Raw genomic sequence first — 15,038 nt, 5'->3', positions numbered from 1 at the left:
AGAGAATGGAGGGAAATTATGTTGGAGTTTAAATATGCAGAAGCACTGGCAACCCTGTTGTTGCGGGAAAATGATTCACTTTTTGAAGTCCGGCTTCATGTGCTGCAGCAGATCTATGCCAGAGCGAGCGCCTATCAGAAACGTGGAATGATGGATAAGGTGATTCTTGCTTTTTTTGAAAAGAAAGTGGAAATGATCGTGGAAGCTCGTACCAAAGGGGAACTAACTGAAATCAAAAAGCCGCCGCATCCGGAGTTTGATGGGAACCGCTTCAGGATCGGGTCAAAATACGATACGGAGGAAGAGGAACTGCTTGTGTGGAGTATGACCTCTCTGCAAGCGCCGTTAAAACAGGAGGCGGGTGAAAGATACATGGAATTATTTGTGCGGATTCTTCCGGAGGAAGCAAGGGCGATATTTCCAAAGGAATATCAAAAATTTGCCGCGTAGGATTTTGCGCTTATGTGTTTTGTACGTATATATTAAGTAAACAGAGAAAAGGAGAGATGTTGCTATGATTAAACGCGCAAGAATTGCTATCGACCTCGGAAATCGGAATATAAAGACTGTAAACACGGTATTCACAACAGGAATCGCCGTCAGTGACATTATGCCGGGGAGAGGGACCACGTATCTTGAATATGATGGGAGATATTATCTGCCGAGTAACCGGCGGATGCCATACCAGCGTGACAAGACAAAAGATGTTCGCTTTTATGCATTGACACTGATGGGAATTGCCAAAGAGTTGGAAAGGAATAGGAATGTAGAAAAAGGAGATATTATACAAGTGCAGCTTCCGATTGGGATTCCACCCAAACACTTTGCGGAATTGTATGAGAAATACGAGAAATACTTCCGGGGAAACGGGGAGATGATTCATTTCAACTATAATCAGCAGGATTATAATATCTTGATTGAAGATGTCCGGGCGTTTCCACAGGACTATGCAGCCATCATGCTGCAGTTCCAGATGATCCGGCAGTATCCAAGAGCCGTAGGTGTAGATATCGGAGGATTTACAACAGATTACCTGATGTTTCGTACCGGTGATGTTGATATGGAGTTTTGCGATTCTATGGAAACCGGCGTAATCAGCCTGTATAACCATGTGATTGCAAGGTTACGTGCAGATTATGATCTGCTTCTGGAAGAAACGGATATCGACAGTATTATTCGGGGAAAGATAGAATTCTATGATGGTAAGATTGTTCAAACGGTCCTTCAGGAAGCACAGGCTTATGTAACAGATATTCTTTCCAGTCTGCGGGAGCGCGGGATTGATCCGAAATCCACCTTTTTGATTTTCTTAGGAGGCGGCTCGATCCTGCTGAAACCACTGATAGAAAAGACCGGGATGTTAAACCGGTATTTGTTTATCGAGGATATTCATGCAAACGCAAAAGGATATGACTATCTGTATCAGCAGGAAGCGTGATTGTTATGGCAGAGAAGAAAAATCCATATTTCTTTACCATTGGCTTTAACCAGAAAAAAGAAGATCATGTCCGGGTGGCACAGATTTTGAATCAACTTGGCAAAGGTGAAAAAGCGGACTATATTGCAAGAGCGATTCTGGCCTATGAGGGGGAATCGCTGCAAGCTGGAGAAGTGGATCCGGCAGATCTTCGTCAGATAATCCGACAAATCCTAAAGGAAGAGTACTCAGAAAAACAAAAAGAGGAAACCGTTTCAAAAGAAACTGTGGTCGATGTGTCAGAGTATGTGGAAAAGGATCCGGAACTGGCCAAGAGTGTGTTGAGAAATATGGCGGCGTTTCGTCGGTGAATATGGAAAGTAGGGGTAGTTGCTCAGTGCTTCTACCACTACATATATTATATATGAAAATAGTATGGTATTATATTTGGAAGAAGTAATCTTGGGGAGGTACATTCTCTAGGTGTGGAGAGAAAAGTGATTATCCGAAAAAATTGATTCGGCCAAGCGTAAAGAATCAATTTTTAAATACGCATTATATATAGAAGAAACACAAACAGATGAAGAAGAAACCGAGCCGGCAATATGCTGGCTCGGTATTTTTTTGTCGAAAATTGGCGAAAGTAGTCGCGGTCCTCCGTTCCGCAAATCAATCGTAATGAAAGGAACGAAAGATATGGATTACGGAGGACAAACATGGATAATCAAGATACATATAAGAATAAAATCCAGAATATGTTTACGGGATATGTTGTAAAGAGTCTTGGCGGGGCGAGAAAAAAGTACTTGGCCAAAAAGCATTACCGTGAGAGCATGGAAAATTATTTAGAGGATGATATGGAATTTGAACCAGTTGGGCTCTTTGACGATTATTATACGGTTAGAGAGAGAGAAAGGCTGCTGGAGGCAGAAATGCAAGGAAGTTATCCGGACTGGAATGAACTGTCAAACGATCACTTGGTTCGGGCAATACAGTTATTGAAGAAGGAGGAGCGAGATATTATTTTCAGGCATGTGTTCCAGGAAAAGTCTTTTGAGGAAATGAGCGAGGAGCTGGGAATTCCTCAGAAAAAATTGGTGAACCGTTATTACTATGCGATCAAGAAGATCCGTTATCGAATGAGAGGTGAATAGAAATTGAGTTTTGAGATGATTTTACAGCAGGCGCAGGAGGGGGATCCGGAGGCAAAAGCCAAAATCGTAGAGATGTATAAACCACTTTTGATTAAACATGCGATTGTGGAGGGAGTTTTTGATGAAGATCTTTATCAGGAGTTGAATCGAGTACTTCTCTATTGCATTAAAAAATTCCGATTTATTGGCTAAGTAAAGTGGAGAGTCGAAAGGAGTGCTGTGTTTTGCACTCCTTTCATTATTAAACAATATGAGTGTAGAGACTGCTATTTTTCTTTGTTTATTTGATATAAAATACATATAATATACATATAAAGAAAAAGTAGAAGGGATATGACTAAATGGTATTCTATGTTATTGGCAATGGATTTGATCTACATTATGGGCTTCAAACAAGTTATAGAGTATTTAAAAAATATCTAGCTGCAGTAAACCCTGATGTTGTAGGAAGAATAGATGATTTATTTTCTAGATATAATATGCCGAATGCACCAGAGGATATTGAGGAATGGAACAGTTTGGAGGACATGCTTGTAGTATTTTGCCACTTAGACAGGGATGAAATATATGAAGAAGCATTGAGTAATGCTGAAACTGATGATGAAAGAGCAGACTTTTTTGATAGCCCGGCTTGGAATGTCGGCTATTACACACAATATATCGATATTTTAAAACAAGAGTTCACCAATTGGATTAACGATATTGATGTAAATATAAATCAAGATGCTTATTTTATGCCAGACAAAGAGGATTTTATATTGACATTTAACTATACAGAAACTATTGAAAAAAACTATTCGCTTGATAGGGCAAATATATTGCATATACATGGAAAAGTTGGTGAAGATCTAATAATCGGGCATAACGATTATCAAGAACCGGATTTGTATAATGTAGAGTGGAATGAAGATTCAGATTATAGAAGCACAAAGTCAATGGAAGAAGTAGATAATGTATTGTTAAAGGCAGCAAAATTATATTATAAGGATAGTAAATCTGTTTTAGAATGTAATAGATCTTTTTTTGAACATATAAATCAGTGTGATAAGGTTGTATTTCTGGGACTGGCATGTGGAGAACAAGATTACATATATGTAGAAGAAATTGTAAGGCGTGCAGAAAAAATAGATTTCTTTTGGCGTGATGAAGGTGCGAAGGAAAGATTTCAGAGCATATGCGATAGTGAGAATTCCAAAGTGCAAATAAATTTCATTAAGTGGTAAAGAGGATTAAGATGGAGTGAGAAAAATTGTTTATAATTAGGGAGGCATAATGTTTATGAAAGAATACGCTAATCCATTTGAGTTTCAAGAAAATGATCCAATAATAGCTTGTGTTGGGGATAATGGTGGAACAGATAATGAAGTTATAAAAAGTGGATTTCAAAGAACTGCTAATATATTAATTGAACTGTCAAGTAATTACAATGAAACGGAAGATACATTAGTATATCCACTTGTTTATAATGCTAGGCATAGTTTTGAATTGGCTTTAAAAATTATTATTGAACAACTGTGGGAATTGCAAAAGTTAAAAGGAATTGTAAAGTCAGATGAAATTATAAAAGAAGAAAAAAAGAAAATACATTGTCATGATATTAAAACATTGTTTGAAATGGTTGAAAGTTTAGCAAAAGTAGATCGGAGACTTCCTAGTTGTTATAAGGGAATAGAACCATTGGTTGAATTTTATTATTTTGATAAAGATGGGGATGCTTTTAAATATGAGAAAGATGTACATGAAGTTCCTCATATGATTCATAATAAAATATCCCATATTTGTATTAACACATTTGGAGAGCAGTTCAATGATATTATGGGAAAATTGGATAAAATGATAGATTTTCTCGAAAATTGTATAAGAGAATATCAGTTGCATACTTTTACAAAGAACTTATCGAGGGAAGATATTGAGAATGTTTCGCGATCACTTCCTAAGTATGAGAAATGGGGTGAGGATCAGTTTATCGAAATAAGAGAAGAAGTAAAAAGGAAATATAATATTAGTAATAGAGAGTTTTCTAAAGTCTTAGATATAATAAAAGGACATAGAAAATTTTGTGTTAATATAGGTCTCGAAAACACTTATCGAGAAATTTCTGAAGAAGAATTTGAAGCGTATGCAGTAATGGTACATCAAGCAATTATTGAAAGACAACATGAGGAAGAAGAAAATTATGATCTATGGTCTTTGAGTAATACTCCGATGGCTTCTCAAGAACAAAGAAATTATGATGTAGAGATACAAATCTCAACACTAAATCTTTTGTTAGCATTTAGCGAAATGAGTAATACAGAGCTGGAAGCCGAAAATCTAGAACAAATTTTTGAATACCATTCAAAGAGTGCATATTCTAAGGACTATCTGATAAGGAAATTAAGAAGCGAACAATTTTGTAAAAAAATAATAGTGGGGTTACGAAAATGTGGACAACTTTCTTATGAAAACAGGCTGTTGAATTCGTTACGCAATCAAGGAATTAACGTACAAATTCAAGAAACGGTAGATGGTATATATATAAAATTCAACTGATTACTGATGTTGCTGAGTTCCCGACTTATGAGGCGTTGTATATTTATTCAAGCGGATACTGAAAGTGATCAGAGTGAAAGAAAAAAGGTAAAATGAAAAATGAGAAGGCTTACATTTGGATATATTTTCTATACGTCTTTCGTAGAATACTATTCTGTTGCCTCAGATAATTCTATAATGAGCGACTCTTTTAACTGTAAGGATAGCTATGAAAACCAGTTTTTAACTTTACTCGATGATTGTTCTAAAAAGGGGAGTCAAGAGAGCAACTGACAGATGAATTCAAGTCTACTGAATTAGGTATTATGTTCGTGGGAGGTAGTCTAAGTATAATTATATGAATTTTGGAACTTGTTAATTTCTTTAATTTTTTATATACCAGTATTCTAGTAGTATAGTAAATCAATTGAGGTTTGAATGGTTGTACACACTGAAGACAGCGGAGACGATCCGCTGTCTTTTTTGCGTTCTCTAATTCAGAGACGTATTTATTATATGTAGGAAGTAATGCAAGGGAGGATCCCAAAAGGGATTTTTCTTTACGCAACATAATAGCAATTATGTTGTGTTAGAACGGTAAAAACACCGGAAAACACCGTGTGAACGCAACATAATTTCACACCAACTACCGGGAAATGAACGCAACATAATTGCATTGAGGAGGGAAACGGATGATTTCGCTAATGGAATTTCAGGAATATCTGGAAGAGAGGGGAAAAGCAGAGAATACAATCCAAACTTATCTGGGGCATGTTAGAGGATACATTCTATGGTATGAAGAATCCTATGGACAAGAAATGCTTCAACTTTATCATGTTAATATTTTGGACTACCGTTCCTATCTCGAGAATATAAAGAGATTGAAATACAATTCCATTGACGCAAAACTGTCAGCACTTTCTTCCTATAATGAGTTCCTGATTGAGAATGGAATCCAAGAAGAACAGGTAATAACAGCAAAGGATAGACTGAAGTTTCAACAGATGATTGCGAGCCCGGCGGATATTGAAAAGCAGGAAGTGGATGAATTTCTTCAAGAAGTACTTGTAGAGACCGGGAAACGAAACTATGCGATTGCGACACTTTTGGCATATGCTGGCCTGCGGGTTAGTGAAAGTGTTAATATTCTTTTGACGGATATTGACTTTCAAGCACGGGAACTACGTGTGATAGGAAAAGGAAACAAGCAGCGGATTGTATTTATTAATGATAAGATCATCCATGCAGTTCGCGATTATCTGAAGGAACGAAAATCTCAAAGTGAATACCTGTTTGTCAGCAGAAAAGGTGGAAAGTTGCATCGGAGTAGTGTGAACCGTTTCTTTAGACAGTGTTCAGATCGAATTACGCCTCATAAACTCAGACACTTCTTTTGCTCACATGCTCTTAAATGCGGGTACAGTATTCCGGAAGTGGCAAATCAGGCTGGTCATTCAAGTGAACGGACTACTCTGCTGTATACAAATACGAGTAGAAGAGAGATGAAGGAAAAGGCGAACCGGCTATAAAATATTCCAAAATACTGTACAATCTGGTTTCTATCATATAGAACGATGTTAGGAGGAAGATGGAATGGAAAAACGGGAAGGAAATTTGTTCTTTAACAAGGAGGATGGAAGATATGATATTTGTTTTGGAGTAGAGTTTTACTATGGGGGACTGCATTGTGGAGAGTGTTTCGAAGTTAAGGTCAAAGAAGTCTGGGTGCCGGTCCGGATTGAAATAAATATGGACGGTCAGTGGTACTTAGTTGGATTTCCAGAGACGAAACTGGATGGATTGAGCGTTCGTATATAGGAGGAAATATAAATGAAGAAGGAGTGGGTGAAACCAGAAATAAAAAAGGTAACAGATACAGGGGCAATTCTGGAATGTCTTTATGAAGTGTATCAGATGGAAGAGGAGAGTGTTACACAGTCCGGAAAAATTAAAGGGACCATGGTTTATCCGTTTGTTAAGATGCTGGAGAATCAGGCTGCAGGTAAGAGTGCTGAGAAAATTCATAAAGATTTGTGGCGTCTGTATCTGAAGAGAGGTGGAAAGGATCAATTTATAAAAGATGCAAATAGTGCTTTGAAGAGAAAAGGGACAAGCATAAAAGGATGATTGAAAAGAAATGAGGTACAGGAATGACCGTACCTCATTTCACTTTTGATGATTGCGATTGCTTTATTCTACGTTAAAAATGTCAGATAAGAAAATTTTTGTTAGCAAGATTTTTCTGAGACAGGAGGATTTATACACATTTCTTTTTCATATTCCAGTAGCTGTTCCCAGGTCAACCATTCCGGCTTTTCGTCTTCAGGGAACTCCTGCCATAATTCTTTCATACGATTAATATGATGCCTTGGATCCTTCCCGGATAAAATGGAAAGGCTCCGGCGTCCATATCCGAGATAATACTCACAGTCGCTCTGCAGCCGGCCTAACATCATATATTGAAACTCATACAGGCTTCTTCGGAATGGCTTTGGATCAAAAGTATGCTCCTGCTGGATGGGGGATAGTGGTTCCCCATCCGGGTCATTGACCGTAACAGAGTATAAGTCTGGATTTTCAGACTTCCCCAGATTCTGATCCTTCCAAAAACGCCCGTACTGATCCTGATAGGTCGGACAGGCGAAATCATCGATGCCGATAAACTTTAAAGTTAAAATGGTGTGTTTTCTTTCTTCCATAGCTTCGTCACCCCTTTCTGAACGGAAAAAGGAACCGTCTAGATGTCTAAGATGTTTCGCTTGACTCATGTTTTACATTCCTTCGTCTGTTAAGTCAACAGATGTTAATGTATTGGTGGTGCAATTGTAGAAGTAAGGATGTGAGGAGAGAATATCGGCTTTTAAAAGAGCCGTTGCATTAACCTCCTTTATGACATTGCTAAGTTCAAAGACATCCTCGGTCTGGCTGCTTCTTATGATCAATACTTCATGGATACTGCTTGGGATGACATAGTAATCTTCGCCAAGTGTTTTTCCGATCTCAGCTAAAACATGGTCATAGAGAATACACGCAGCACCGTGTTGCCGAAATTGATTTGTCAGAACCCAAAGCTGTGTCGCTGGATTTTCCGGAAACAAAGAGGGGTCAAACTCTCCCGATTCAGAAAGGACTGTTTGAACTGTTTGAAAAGAGTAGGGAAGTTCTCTGGGAGTATTTTGCTGTGTATACTTTTGAAGATCCTCTACCTGAAGATTCCATTGTTCCAAGTGTTCATTCATAATAGGAAAACAGGCCATAAGATCGTCAGTAAACTTCAGTATGCAATAGAAAACGATAGCAAGATCGAGATAAGGAACGTGAGGCATGTTTTGCAACATTTCCTTATTTATATCTCGATTGATCAGCCGGTAAACGATGTTTCCTTTGCTTCTATCAAAGCAAGTTGAGTATTCGAGCGAGATTGCACTACTTTCCAGAGCAATTCCGTAAGCTTTCAGCAGTTTCTCCTCAATTTCTTCCAAAGAAGTTCCCTCCAGATAATCGCAATAAAAGTCATCCAGATAAACTATAGGTGAAATGGATATTCCCGGATTTTCGGGTGTTTCCCGAAACAGAAGACCATGTTGGAAGGTCTGATTGTTCTTTACTGATATTTGCGGTGTGACAGTAACTCTAGATCCGATCATGCTCTGGATCCGGCGTTGCATTTCTAATTCAAATTCTTTGTAGGTCATTGGTTTCTCCTTTCTGTTATGGCATCTATCCGTAGAATTGGTAAAACAATCCTCTGTTCCGGTTTGGACATAAAAAAAGAGAATGACGATATGCTTCATTCTCAGACTGCGTGCAAATATTCATGCAAAATAAAAAAGTCAGAAGGAGCTGCCATAACGGCAGAAATCCCTCTGACTAATTACAAACCTAAACAGCGTGTGATCATCCATCCCGGATAGACACAAGATATATGTTACAAAATAAGTATACCACTATATATAGTTTTGGTCAAATGCTATTATACTAAATATTCCATTTTGATATGTGAAAGGAGGAAGAGAGATGAAGGATTTCAGAGATTAGAGAAAGAAAGGGGATTATACATTTTGAAAATAAAAAGTGTGATAGAGAAAAAGTGTGATATTTTAAGGTGAAAACATGATATTGCAATATAAAATAAATAAAATTGTTGCGAAAAATGAGAAAATGATGTATTATTTTATTAACAAATATCGGAATAAAAAAAGAAAGGAGGCGTCAATTATGAAAAAAATTTCAAAAGAAGAAGCGAAAAAAGTGGTAGGTGGAAAGAGATATAAGTGTCAGTACTGCAGCTTTTCCACTGACTTTCATGACGTAATGGTTATGCATTATTGGGGACTTCATAATGTACATTGGTCATAATGGATGAGCTGAAAACCATGGCTAAATGCCATGGTTTTTTTACTATGGGGGTAATATATGAGTATTATTTATAAATTGACAGTGCAATATATGAAGAAAAACCGAAGACGTACAAAGGCTACAATACTTGGAATAGTGTGTACATTAACTGTCCTTAGTACAATTTATTTCTTTTCAAATACTTTGTTAGGCATGCTTAGAAGTAATATTGGAGATGAGCAAGGAAGTTACCACGTGATTTTTCATGAGTTGGATCAAGAACAGTATATGCGCTTAAGCAACGATAAGAGAATTAGGCATATACAATTAGGAGAGTGTAACAGCCACGGGACCAATAATAACACATGCGCTGAAGTAGAGATGAAAAAGGTTAATTGGCGTATATTTTCTGCTACTCAGGATATAGCAAAAAAAATTAAGATGAAACAGCTTCCAAAAAATGAATGGATTGAATTACCATATCGTGAGATTGGAAAATATAATGTTTCATACCATATGGAACTTTTGCAATATTATGGGATTAATCAGATAGGCAAATTTGGCGTAGGGTCACTCATAAATTTAATCCTTATTCTTGTGATGCTTATGGGAAGTGTATTGATTTACAATGCCTATGCAATTTCCACTTTCGAAAAGTTAAAATACTTGGGGACACTTGGCAGTATTGGTGCTACTAGACTTCAAAAAGCAAGTGTAGTTTATTGGGAAGGTGCTCTAGAAGGAATAATAGGTATTCCTGTTGGGATTGGGATAGGCATAGTTTTGATAAAATTGATTGTCCTTGGATTACAGAAGCTTTTGTTTTTTGATAGCTCACTTACGGCTATTGTGACGCCAAAAGAAATTATTTTGCTTGTTATACTCGGATTTCTCATGATTTTTTTTGCTTGTTTTTTCCCGGCGTGGAAAGCAGTTAATGCTTCCAGCTTGGAGCTTATAGTACGCCCTTATAGCATAGGAGTAAAAATACGTCAGAAGACCAATTTACTTAGAAGCCACAAGGTATTAGGGACAGTGGGAATGATGGCAGCAAAAAATGTTTGGATACGCCGGAAAAATTATATTTCTACTGGAATATTAATAATTCTCACGTTTTGTATGATTTTAGATGGAATGGCTGTTATGCGTGGATTAAACGGGGACTATTATCCAAAAGATGACCGTAAACGGGAGGAATTGCAACTGTGGACAGAATTGTATACGATGGATAATGACAAGATTGAGAAGTTATATCAAGAGGTAAAAGAGCTTCCAGAGATAACAGCGGTTTCATTAGAAAGGAATCTAGATTTGGGTGGGATATTATTAGAACCCGAGCAAATTCAGAAGGATTTGGAGGAATTTAAGATATCAGATGTAACGGGATTCTCATGGAATGAAGACTTATCACAGATTAAGAAGGTTAAGGATATGCATTCAGGAAAATGGATAGAGGGATATTACCTGCGTACAGTGATTGTTGGCCTGGATGATTATACTTTTCAAAATTATGTGAGAACCGCAGGTTATGAAATCCCACAACATTCAGAACAGTCATATTCTGTGCTTATAGAGGATTATGAAGAAGTCAAGACACCGCAAGGTGTGGATCAACGAAGTATACTGGATTTACAGCCAGGCAGCGAATTTTCTTTTTATTATAGTAGATATGGAGATATGGAGTCTTATACAGGGGGGATGTCTGGAGAACTTGATGAGATAAGGAAGGGGAATTTCAAGGTAATCGGAACAACAGAAATAGTTCCACCATATCCTTATTTTTCCGGCATGCAAGATGATATAGATGGATATCAAGAAAGAACATTAGGTATTTGCCATATTTATATGACTATGAGTGATTTTGAAAAATTATTAGAAGATCCTGCTTATAGTGAAACATATGGAGAACATCCGACAGATACCTATGCTTTTAATTATGAAAGTCACAAAAGCATTGCAACGTATTTAAAATTTGATATTGAGAAATCGGGAAAGAGTGATGGCGATACACTACTAAACGAAATATTACATGGGAAAGGAGAAGCTTCCCAAATTGAAGAAGATGAGAATATGGGGGAGAAAATTAAACAGATTGCTAAGGAAGTAGGACTGACACCGGGAGAACCATCTGATTATGATCGGATGACTGCGGATGGAATGAAATTGCCAGAAAATGATACATTCTCTTTTAACAGCCGGTTGCTTTGGCAAAGAAATCAATATTTTCATTCGGAAAAATTTCTTCAGTTAATCCTTGGATATGGTTTGGTATTGTTTATCACAATCTTATCTTTGACAAATATTTTTCAAAATATTTCTACAGCAATGCGGATGCGAAGAAAAGAGTTTTCTGCTTATCAGTCTATAGGAATGTCCCGGAACACATTGAGAAACATGTTAGTTTTAGAGACTGCTATATATGGACTAAGTGGATGCTTATTAGGCATACCAATTAGTTTTATTGTTTTGCATCAGGTATACCTCAGTTTTAGGCTAACATATGCAATCGTATGGAAAATGCCATGGGATATGATTCCGGTACAAATTGTAATTGCAATCCTCTTGATTTTTGTACCTGTAGTTTGTGCTATGTCTCAGTTAAAAAATTTGAATATTATAGACTCTATTAGGGATGAGAATATATAGGAAGGAGGGAATAAGATGGAAGTGTTAAGAACAGAGGAATTAACAAAGGAATATGGCTATGGAGAAAATAAAGTAATCGCATTAAATAGAGTGTCTTTTTCTGTAGAGAAAGGAGAGTTTGTTACAATTTTAGGCCCTTCTGGATCTGGAAAGTCTACACTTCTTCATCTAATTGGTGGGGTAGACAAACCAACACAGGGACAGGTTTTTATAGGCGGACATTCGATTTACAAAATGAAAAATCATGATTTGACAATATTCCGCAGACGGGAGATTGGGCAGATTTATCAATTTTATAACCTTATTCCCGTGCTGGATGTAAAAGAAAATATTAGTCTTCCGTTACTTTTAGATCATAAGAAAGTAGATAGAGGAAGATTACAGGAACTGTTGGAAATACTTGGGTTGGAAGAGAGAGCGGATCATTTGCCAAATGAATTATCGGGAGGGCAGCAACAAAGAGTAGCAATTGGCCGTGCACTTATTAGTCAGCCTAAATTAATTTTAGCTGACGAACCAACTGGAAATTTGGATCAGAAAAACAGTCTTGAAATTATAAAACTCTTTAGAGAGTTAAATGAGGCATATGGACAAACAATTTTATTAATTACTCATGATAAAAAAATTGCAAATAATAGCAAGCGAATTATTTATATTGAAGATGGGAGAATTATTAAGGACATAAAGAGGTGAGAAAATGAGATTTCACGGAATTTATCAACATGACACAAAAGATTGTGGAGTTGCATGCTTGGCCACAGTGTGTAGCTTTTATGGGTTAAAAGTCCCGTTATCTCTTATTCGAGAATTAGAAAAAGTGAACATGAACGGCTCTAGTATTTACGGGATATGTAAGGCTGCAGATATCCTGGGAATAGCTGCAGATGCATTTCAAGGAGAGATAAAAGAGTTACTTTACAATATAAATGAGACAAAGGAAATCTCGGTACCACTCATCGTACATACAATAAAAGATGATTTTTATCACTTTATGGTTATAAAGAAGATAAATACAAAATTTGTATGGCTGTTTGATCCGGATAGAGGTAATGTAAAAATGAAATTAGATTCATTTGCTAAAATCTGGACGGGTTATTTTATCTCTTTTACATTAACATCTCGTTTTAAAGAAGGGAATTTAAAAAAAGGGACTTATCGTAATTATTTCTTATTACTACAAAAATATAGGAAAGAATTTTTGAAAATTTTAGGTATGTCTTTATTGATCACTGGAATTACAATATTAAGCACTCTTATGTTTCAACATATTATCGATCATTTTATGATACATCCAAATTTTGAACTGATGAAAGAAGTCAATACTATTTTTGCTATCGTAATTGGACTTTATATTTTAAGGCTGGGCATATATATATTTAGGGGAATTGTAGCAGCTATGCTTTCTCGTGATATGGAAAAGGATTTTCTTGAAGATTTTCTCGAAAATTTACTAAAGGTTCCGTTGTCATACTTTGATAGTCGGAAAAATGGAGAAGCGCTTGAAAGATTAAATGATATTGAACATATAAAAGAAACTTTATGTACAACAATAGTTAATATTATTTTAGATTTGATTACTGCCATAACGTCAGGAATTATTATACTAACGAAGAGCCCTATATTATTTATGATTACTTGTATTATTATTAGTGTATATATTGTGGAAGTGGTATGTTTTAATAGAGTGTTTTATGGCACTAATCGAGAAATAGCACAAAATCATGGAGACATATTAGCTATATTCAAAGAAACCATTGATGGTTTTACTACAATAAAATCATTTGCAGCAGAGAAATTTGTTAAACAAGAAAATAATGAAAAAATAGAAAAATTAGTAAGTTCTAATTATAAGAATGAAAAAATTGCATTTTTGAATAGGGGACTTTCCTTATCAATAGAAGCTATAGGAATTATAGTTATATTTTGGTGTGGATTTTTCTTTAGTTTAAAAGGTCTTGTAACAATTGGTGAATTACTAGTGGTGATTATACTAGCGCAGAATATGCTAATTCCAGTTAGGAGCTTAATAGAAACTCAAGATAAGATCCAAAGATTTGTTGTATCTATAGAAAGGTTAAATGATGTTGTTTATGAAAATAATGACACAGATCATGAAAAGACAAAAATAAGTAGATATAGTGATAATGCCATAGAAATTAGTAATTTGTTTTTTTCATATGGTTATTCTGATGAAACACTAAAAAACATTAATATTAAAGTAAAAAAAGGAAGCAAAGTGGCTTTTGTTGGAAAGAGTGGAAGTGGTAAAACTACATTAGTTAATTTATTATTAGGTTTACGAAAAACAGAAGAAGGAGAAATTTTAATTTGTGGTGAAGATATAAATAAAATAGATTCTAATAGTCTTCATAAAAAAATTGCATATGTGCCGCAAGACATTTTTTTGTTTTCTAAAACAATTTTAGATAATTTGCTTCTGGGAAGAAACGAAATTTCTGAAGAGCAGTTGGAAAAAATTATATATGATTGTCAATTGGAAGAGATAATTAATAAGAAAGAAGATGGCTTGTATACAGTTCTATCCGAAAATGCACATAATTTATCCGCAGGTGAACGTCAACGTATAGGTATAGCTAGAGCTTTGTTACAAAAGCCAGATATAATAATTTTTGATGAAGTAACTAGCAACTTAGATGTTATTACTGAAAAAGGAATTATTGATATGATATATAGAAATTGCCAAGATATCACTTGCATTTTTATTGCACACAGACTGCATACTATTCGGAAGTGCGATGAGGTATTCGTTTTTGATACAGGAGAAATTGTTGAAGTAGGATCAGCGAACTCATTAATAAGAGAACTTGAGGTATAGTAAAAACGGAGATTATATATAAATAGAGACATTATTCATTGTATTGGCTGGAAAACTGGGAACAGTTTTCCAGCCTTATTAGTTCTCGTGTCATCAACGCACTCTAGTGGGAAAGTCGTAAGCGCCAAATATTAAT

General features: G+C 35.9%; 16 protein-coding genes. 14 read left to right on the top strand and 2 right to left on the bottom strand.

Annotation, left to right across the window (positions count from 1 at the left end):
* Positions 1 to 18 precede the first annotated feature (18 nt).
* From BKD12_RS11940 to BKD12_RS11895, 10 genes are all read left to right on the top strand, one after another.
* Positions 19 to 450: a hypothetical protein gene (locus BKD12_RS11940; RefSeq protein ID WP_070089574.1), complete on the top strand. Its 432-nt coding sequence runs from the start codon at positions 19 to 21 to the stop codon at positions 448 to 450.
* A 64-nt stretch (positions 451 to 514) separates the two neighbouring features.
* Positions 515 to 1,438: a ParM/StbA family protein gene (locus BKD12_RS11935; protein WP_070089573.1), complete on the top strand. Its 924-nt coding sequence runs from the start codon at positions 515 to 517 to the stop codon at positions 1,436 to 1,438.
* A gap of 5 nt (positions 1,439 to 1,443) precedes the next feature.
* On the top strand, positions 1,444 to 1,788 hold the full coding sequence (locus BKD12_RS11930) for a hypothetical protein (RefSeq protein WP_070089572.1): 345 nt from the start codon (positions 1,444 to 1,446) through the stop codon (positions 1,786 to 1,788).
* 345 nt (positions 1,789 to 2,133) lie between these two features.
* Entirely contained in the window at positions 2,134 to 2,571 is a 438-nt protein-coding gene (locus BKD12_RS11925) for a sigma-70 RNA polymerase sigma factor region 4 domain-containing protein (RefSeq protein WP_083262946.1), read from the top strand.
* Between the two features lie 3 nt (positions 2,572 to 2,574).
* Positions 2,575 to 2,763, top strand: coding sequence for a helix-turn-helix domain-containing protein (locus BKD12_RS11920; protein WP_070089570.1), 189 nt, complete (start codon positions 2,575 to 2,577; stop codon positions 2,761 to 2,763).
* A 149-nt stretch (positions 2,764 to 2,912) separates the two neighbouring features.
* A complete protein-coding gene (locus tag BKD12_RS11915) occupies positions 2,913 to 3,794 on the top strand; it encodes an AbiH family protein (RefSeq protein WP_070089569.1) in 882 nt (293 codons plus the stop codon).
* Positions 3,795 to 3,849: 55 nt separating this feature from the next.
* Positions 3,850 to 5,103 carry a hypothetical protein gene (locus tag BKD12_RS11910; protein WP_070089568.1) on the top strand — a complete coding sequence of 418 codons (1,254 nt, stop codon included), beginning with the start codon at positions 3,850 to 3,852 and terminating at the stop codon, positions 5,101 to 5,103.
* A gap of 683 nt (positions 5,104 to 5,786) precedes the next feature.
* Positions 5,787 to 6,611, top strand: coding sequence for a tyrosine-type recombinase/integrase (locus tag BKD12_RS11905; RefSeq protein WP_242872765.1), 825 nt, complete (start codon positions 5,787 to 5,789; stop codon positions 6,609 to 6,611).
* A gap of 64 nt (positions 6,612 to 6,675) precedes the next feature.
* A complete protein-coding gene (locus tag BKD12_RS11900) occupies positions 6,676 to 6,900 on the top strand; it encodes a DUF5348 domain-containing protein (RefSeq protein ID WP_070089566.1) in 225 nt (74 codons plus the stop codon).
* A gap of 12 nt (positions 6,901 to 6,912) precedes the next feature.
* Positions 6,913 to 7,209, top strand: coding sequence for a hypothetical protein (locus BKD12_RS11895; protein ID WP_070089565.1), 297 nt, complete (start codon positions 6,913 to 6,915; stop codon positions 7,207 to 7,209).
* Between the two features lie 101 nt (positions 7,210 to 7,310).
* Here the strand turns inward: BKD12_RS11895 and BKD12_RS11890 are convergent, their stop codons facing one another.
* Together BKD12_RS11890 and BKD12_RS11885 are read right to left on the bottom strand one after the other, a co-directional pair.
* Complete coding sequence (locus BKD12_RS11890) at positions 7,311 to 7,781, bottom strand: LPD11 domain-containing protein (RefSeq protein WP_070089564.1); 471 nt, start codon at positions 7,779 to 7,781, stop codon at positions 7,311 to 7,313.
* Positions 7,782 to 7,853: 72 nt separating this feature from the next.
* Positions 7,854 to 8,777: a DUF5688 family protein gene (locus BKD12_RS11885; protein WP_070089563.1), complete on the bottom strand. Its 924-nt coding sequence runs from the start codon at positions 8,775 to 8,777 to the stop codon at positions 7,854 to 7,856.
* Between the two features lie 523 nt (positions 8,778 to 9,300).
* On the opposite strand from BKD12_RS11885, the gene BKD12_RS16980 reads away from it, so the two are divergent.
* Genes BKD12_RS16980 through BKD12_RS11865 form a run of 4 tightly spaced genes read left to right on the top strand, consistent with a single transcriptional unit; the run spans position 9,301 to position 14,902 of the window.
* Positions 9,301 to 9,441 (top strand): hypothetical protein, encoded by a 141-nt coding sequence (locus BKD12_RS16980; protein ID WP_176730961.1) that lies wholly within the window; start codon positions 9,301 to 9,303, stop codon positions 9,439 to 9,441.
* A 57-nt stretch (positions 9,442 to 9,498) separates the two neighbouring features.
* The gene (locus BKD12_RS11875; protein WP_070089561.1) at positions 9,499 to 12,066 is read left to right on the top strand and encodes an ABC transporter permease; all 2,568 of its coding nucleotides are present in this window, start codon (positions 9,499 to 9,501) and stop codon (positions 12,064 to 12,066) included.
* Positions 12,067 to 12,081: 15 nt separating this feature from the next.
* A complete protein-coding gene (locus tag BKD12_RS11870) occupies positions 12,082 to 12,759 on the top strand; it encodes an ABC transporter ATP-binding protein (protein WP_070089560.1) in 678 nt (225 codons plus the stop codon).
* Between the two features lie 4 nt (positions 12,760 to 12,763).
* A complete protein-coding gene (locus BKD12_RS11865; RefSeq protein WP_070089559.1) occupies positions 12,764 to 14,902 on the top strand; it encodes a peptidase domain-containing ABC transporter in 2,139 nt (712 codons plus the stop codon).
* The last annotated feature ends 136 nt before the right edge of the window (positions 14,903 to 15,038 follow it).

It is taken from the genome of Merdimonas faecis, assembly GCF_001754075.1.
Classification (GTDB): domain Bacteria; phylum Bacillota; class Clostridia; order Lachnospirales; family Lachnospiraceae; genus Merdimonas; species Merdimonas faecis.
The sequence above is the reverse complement of the archived record's forward strand: the minus strand, read 5'-3'. Positions and strand labels throughout refer to the sequence as shown.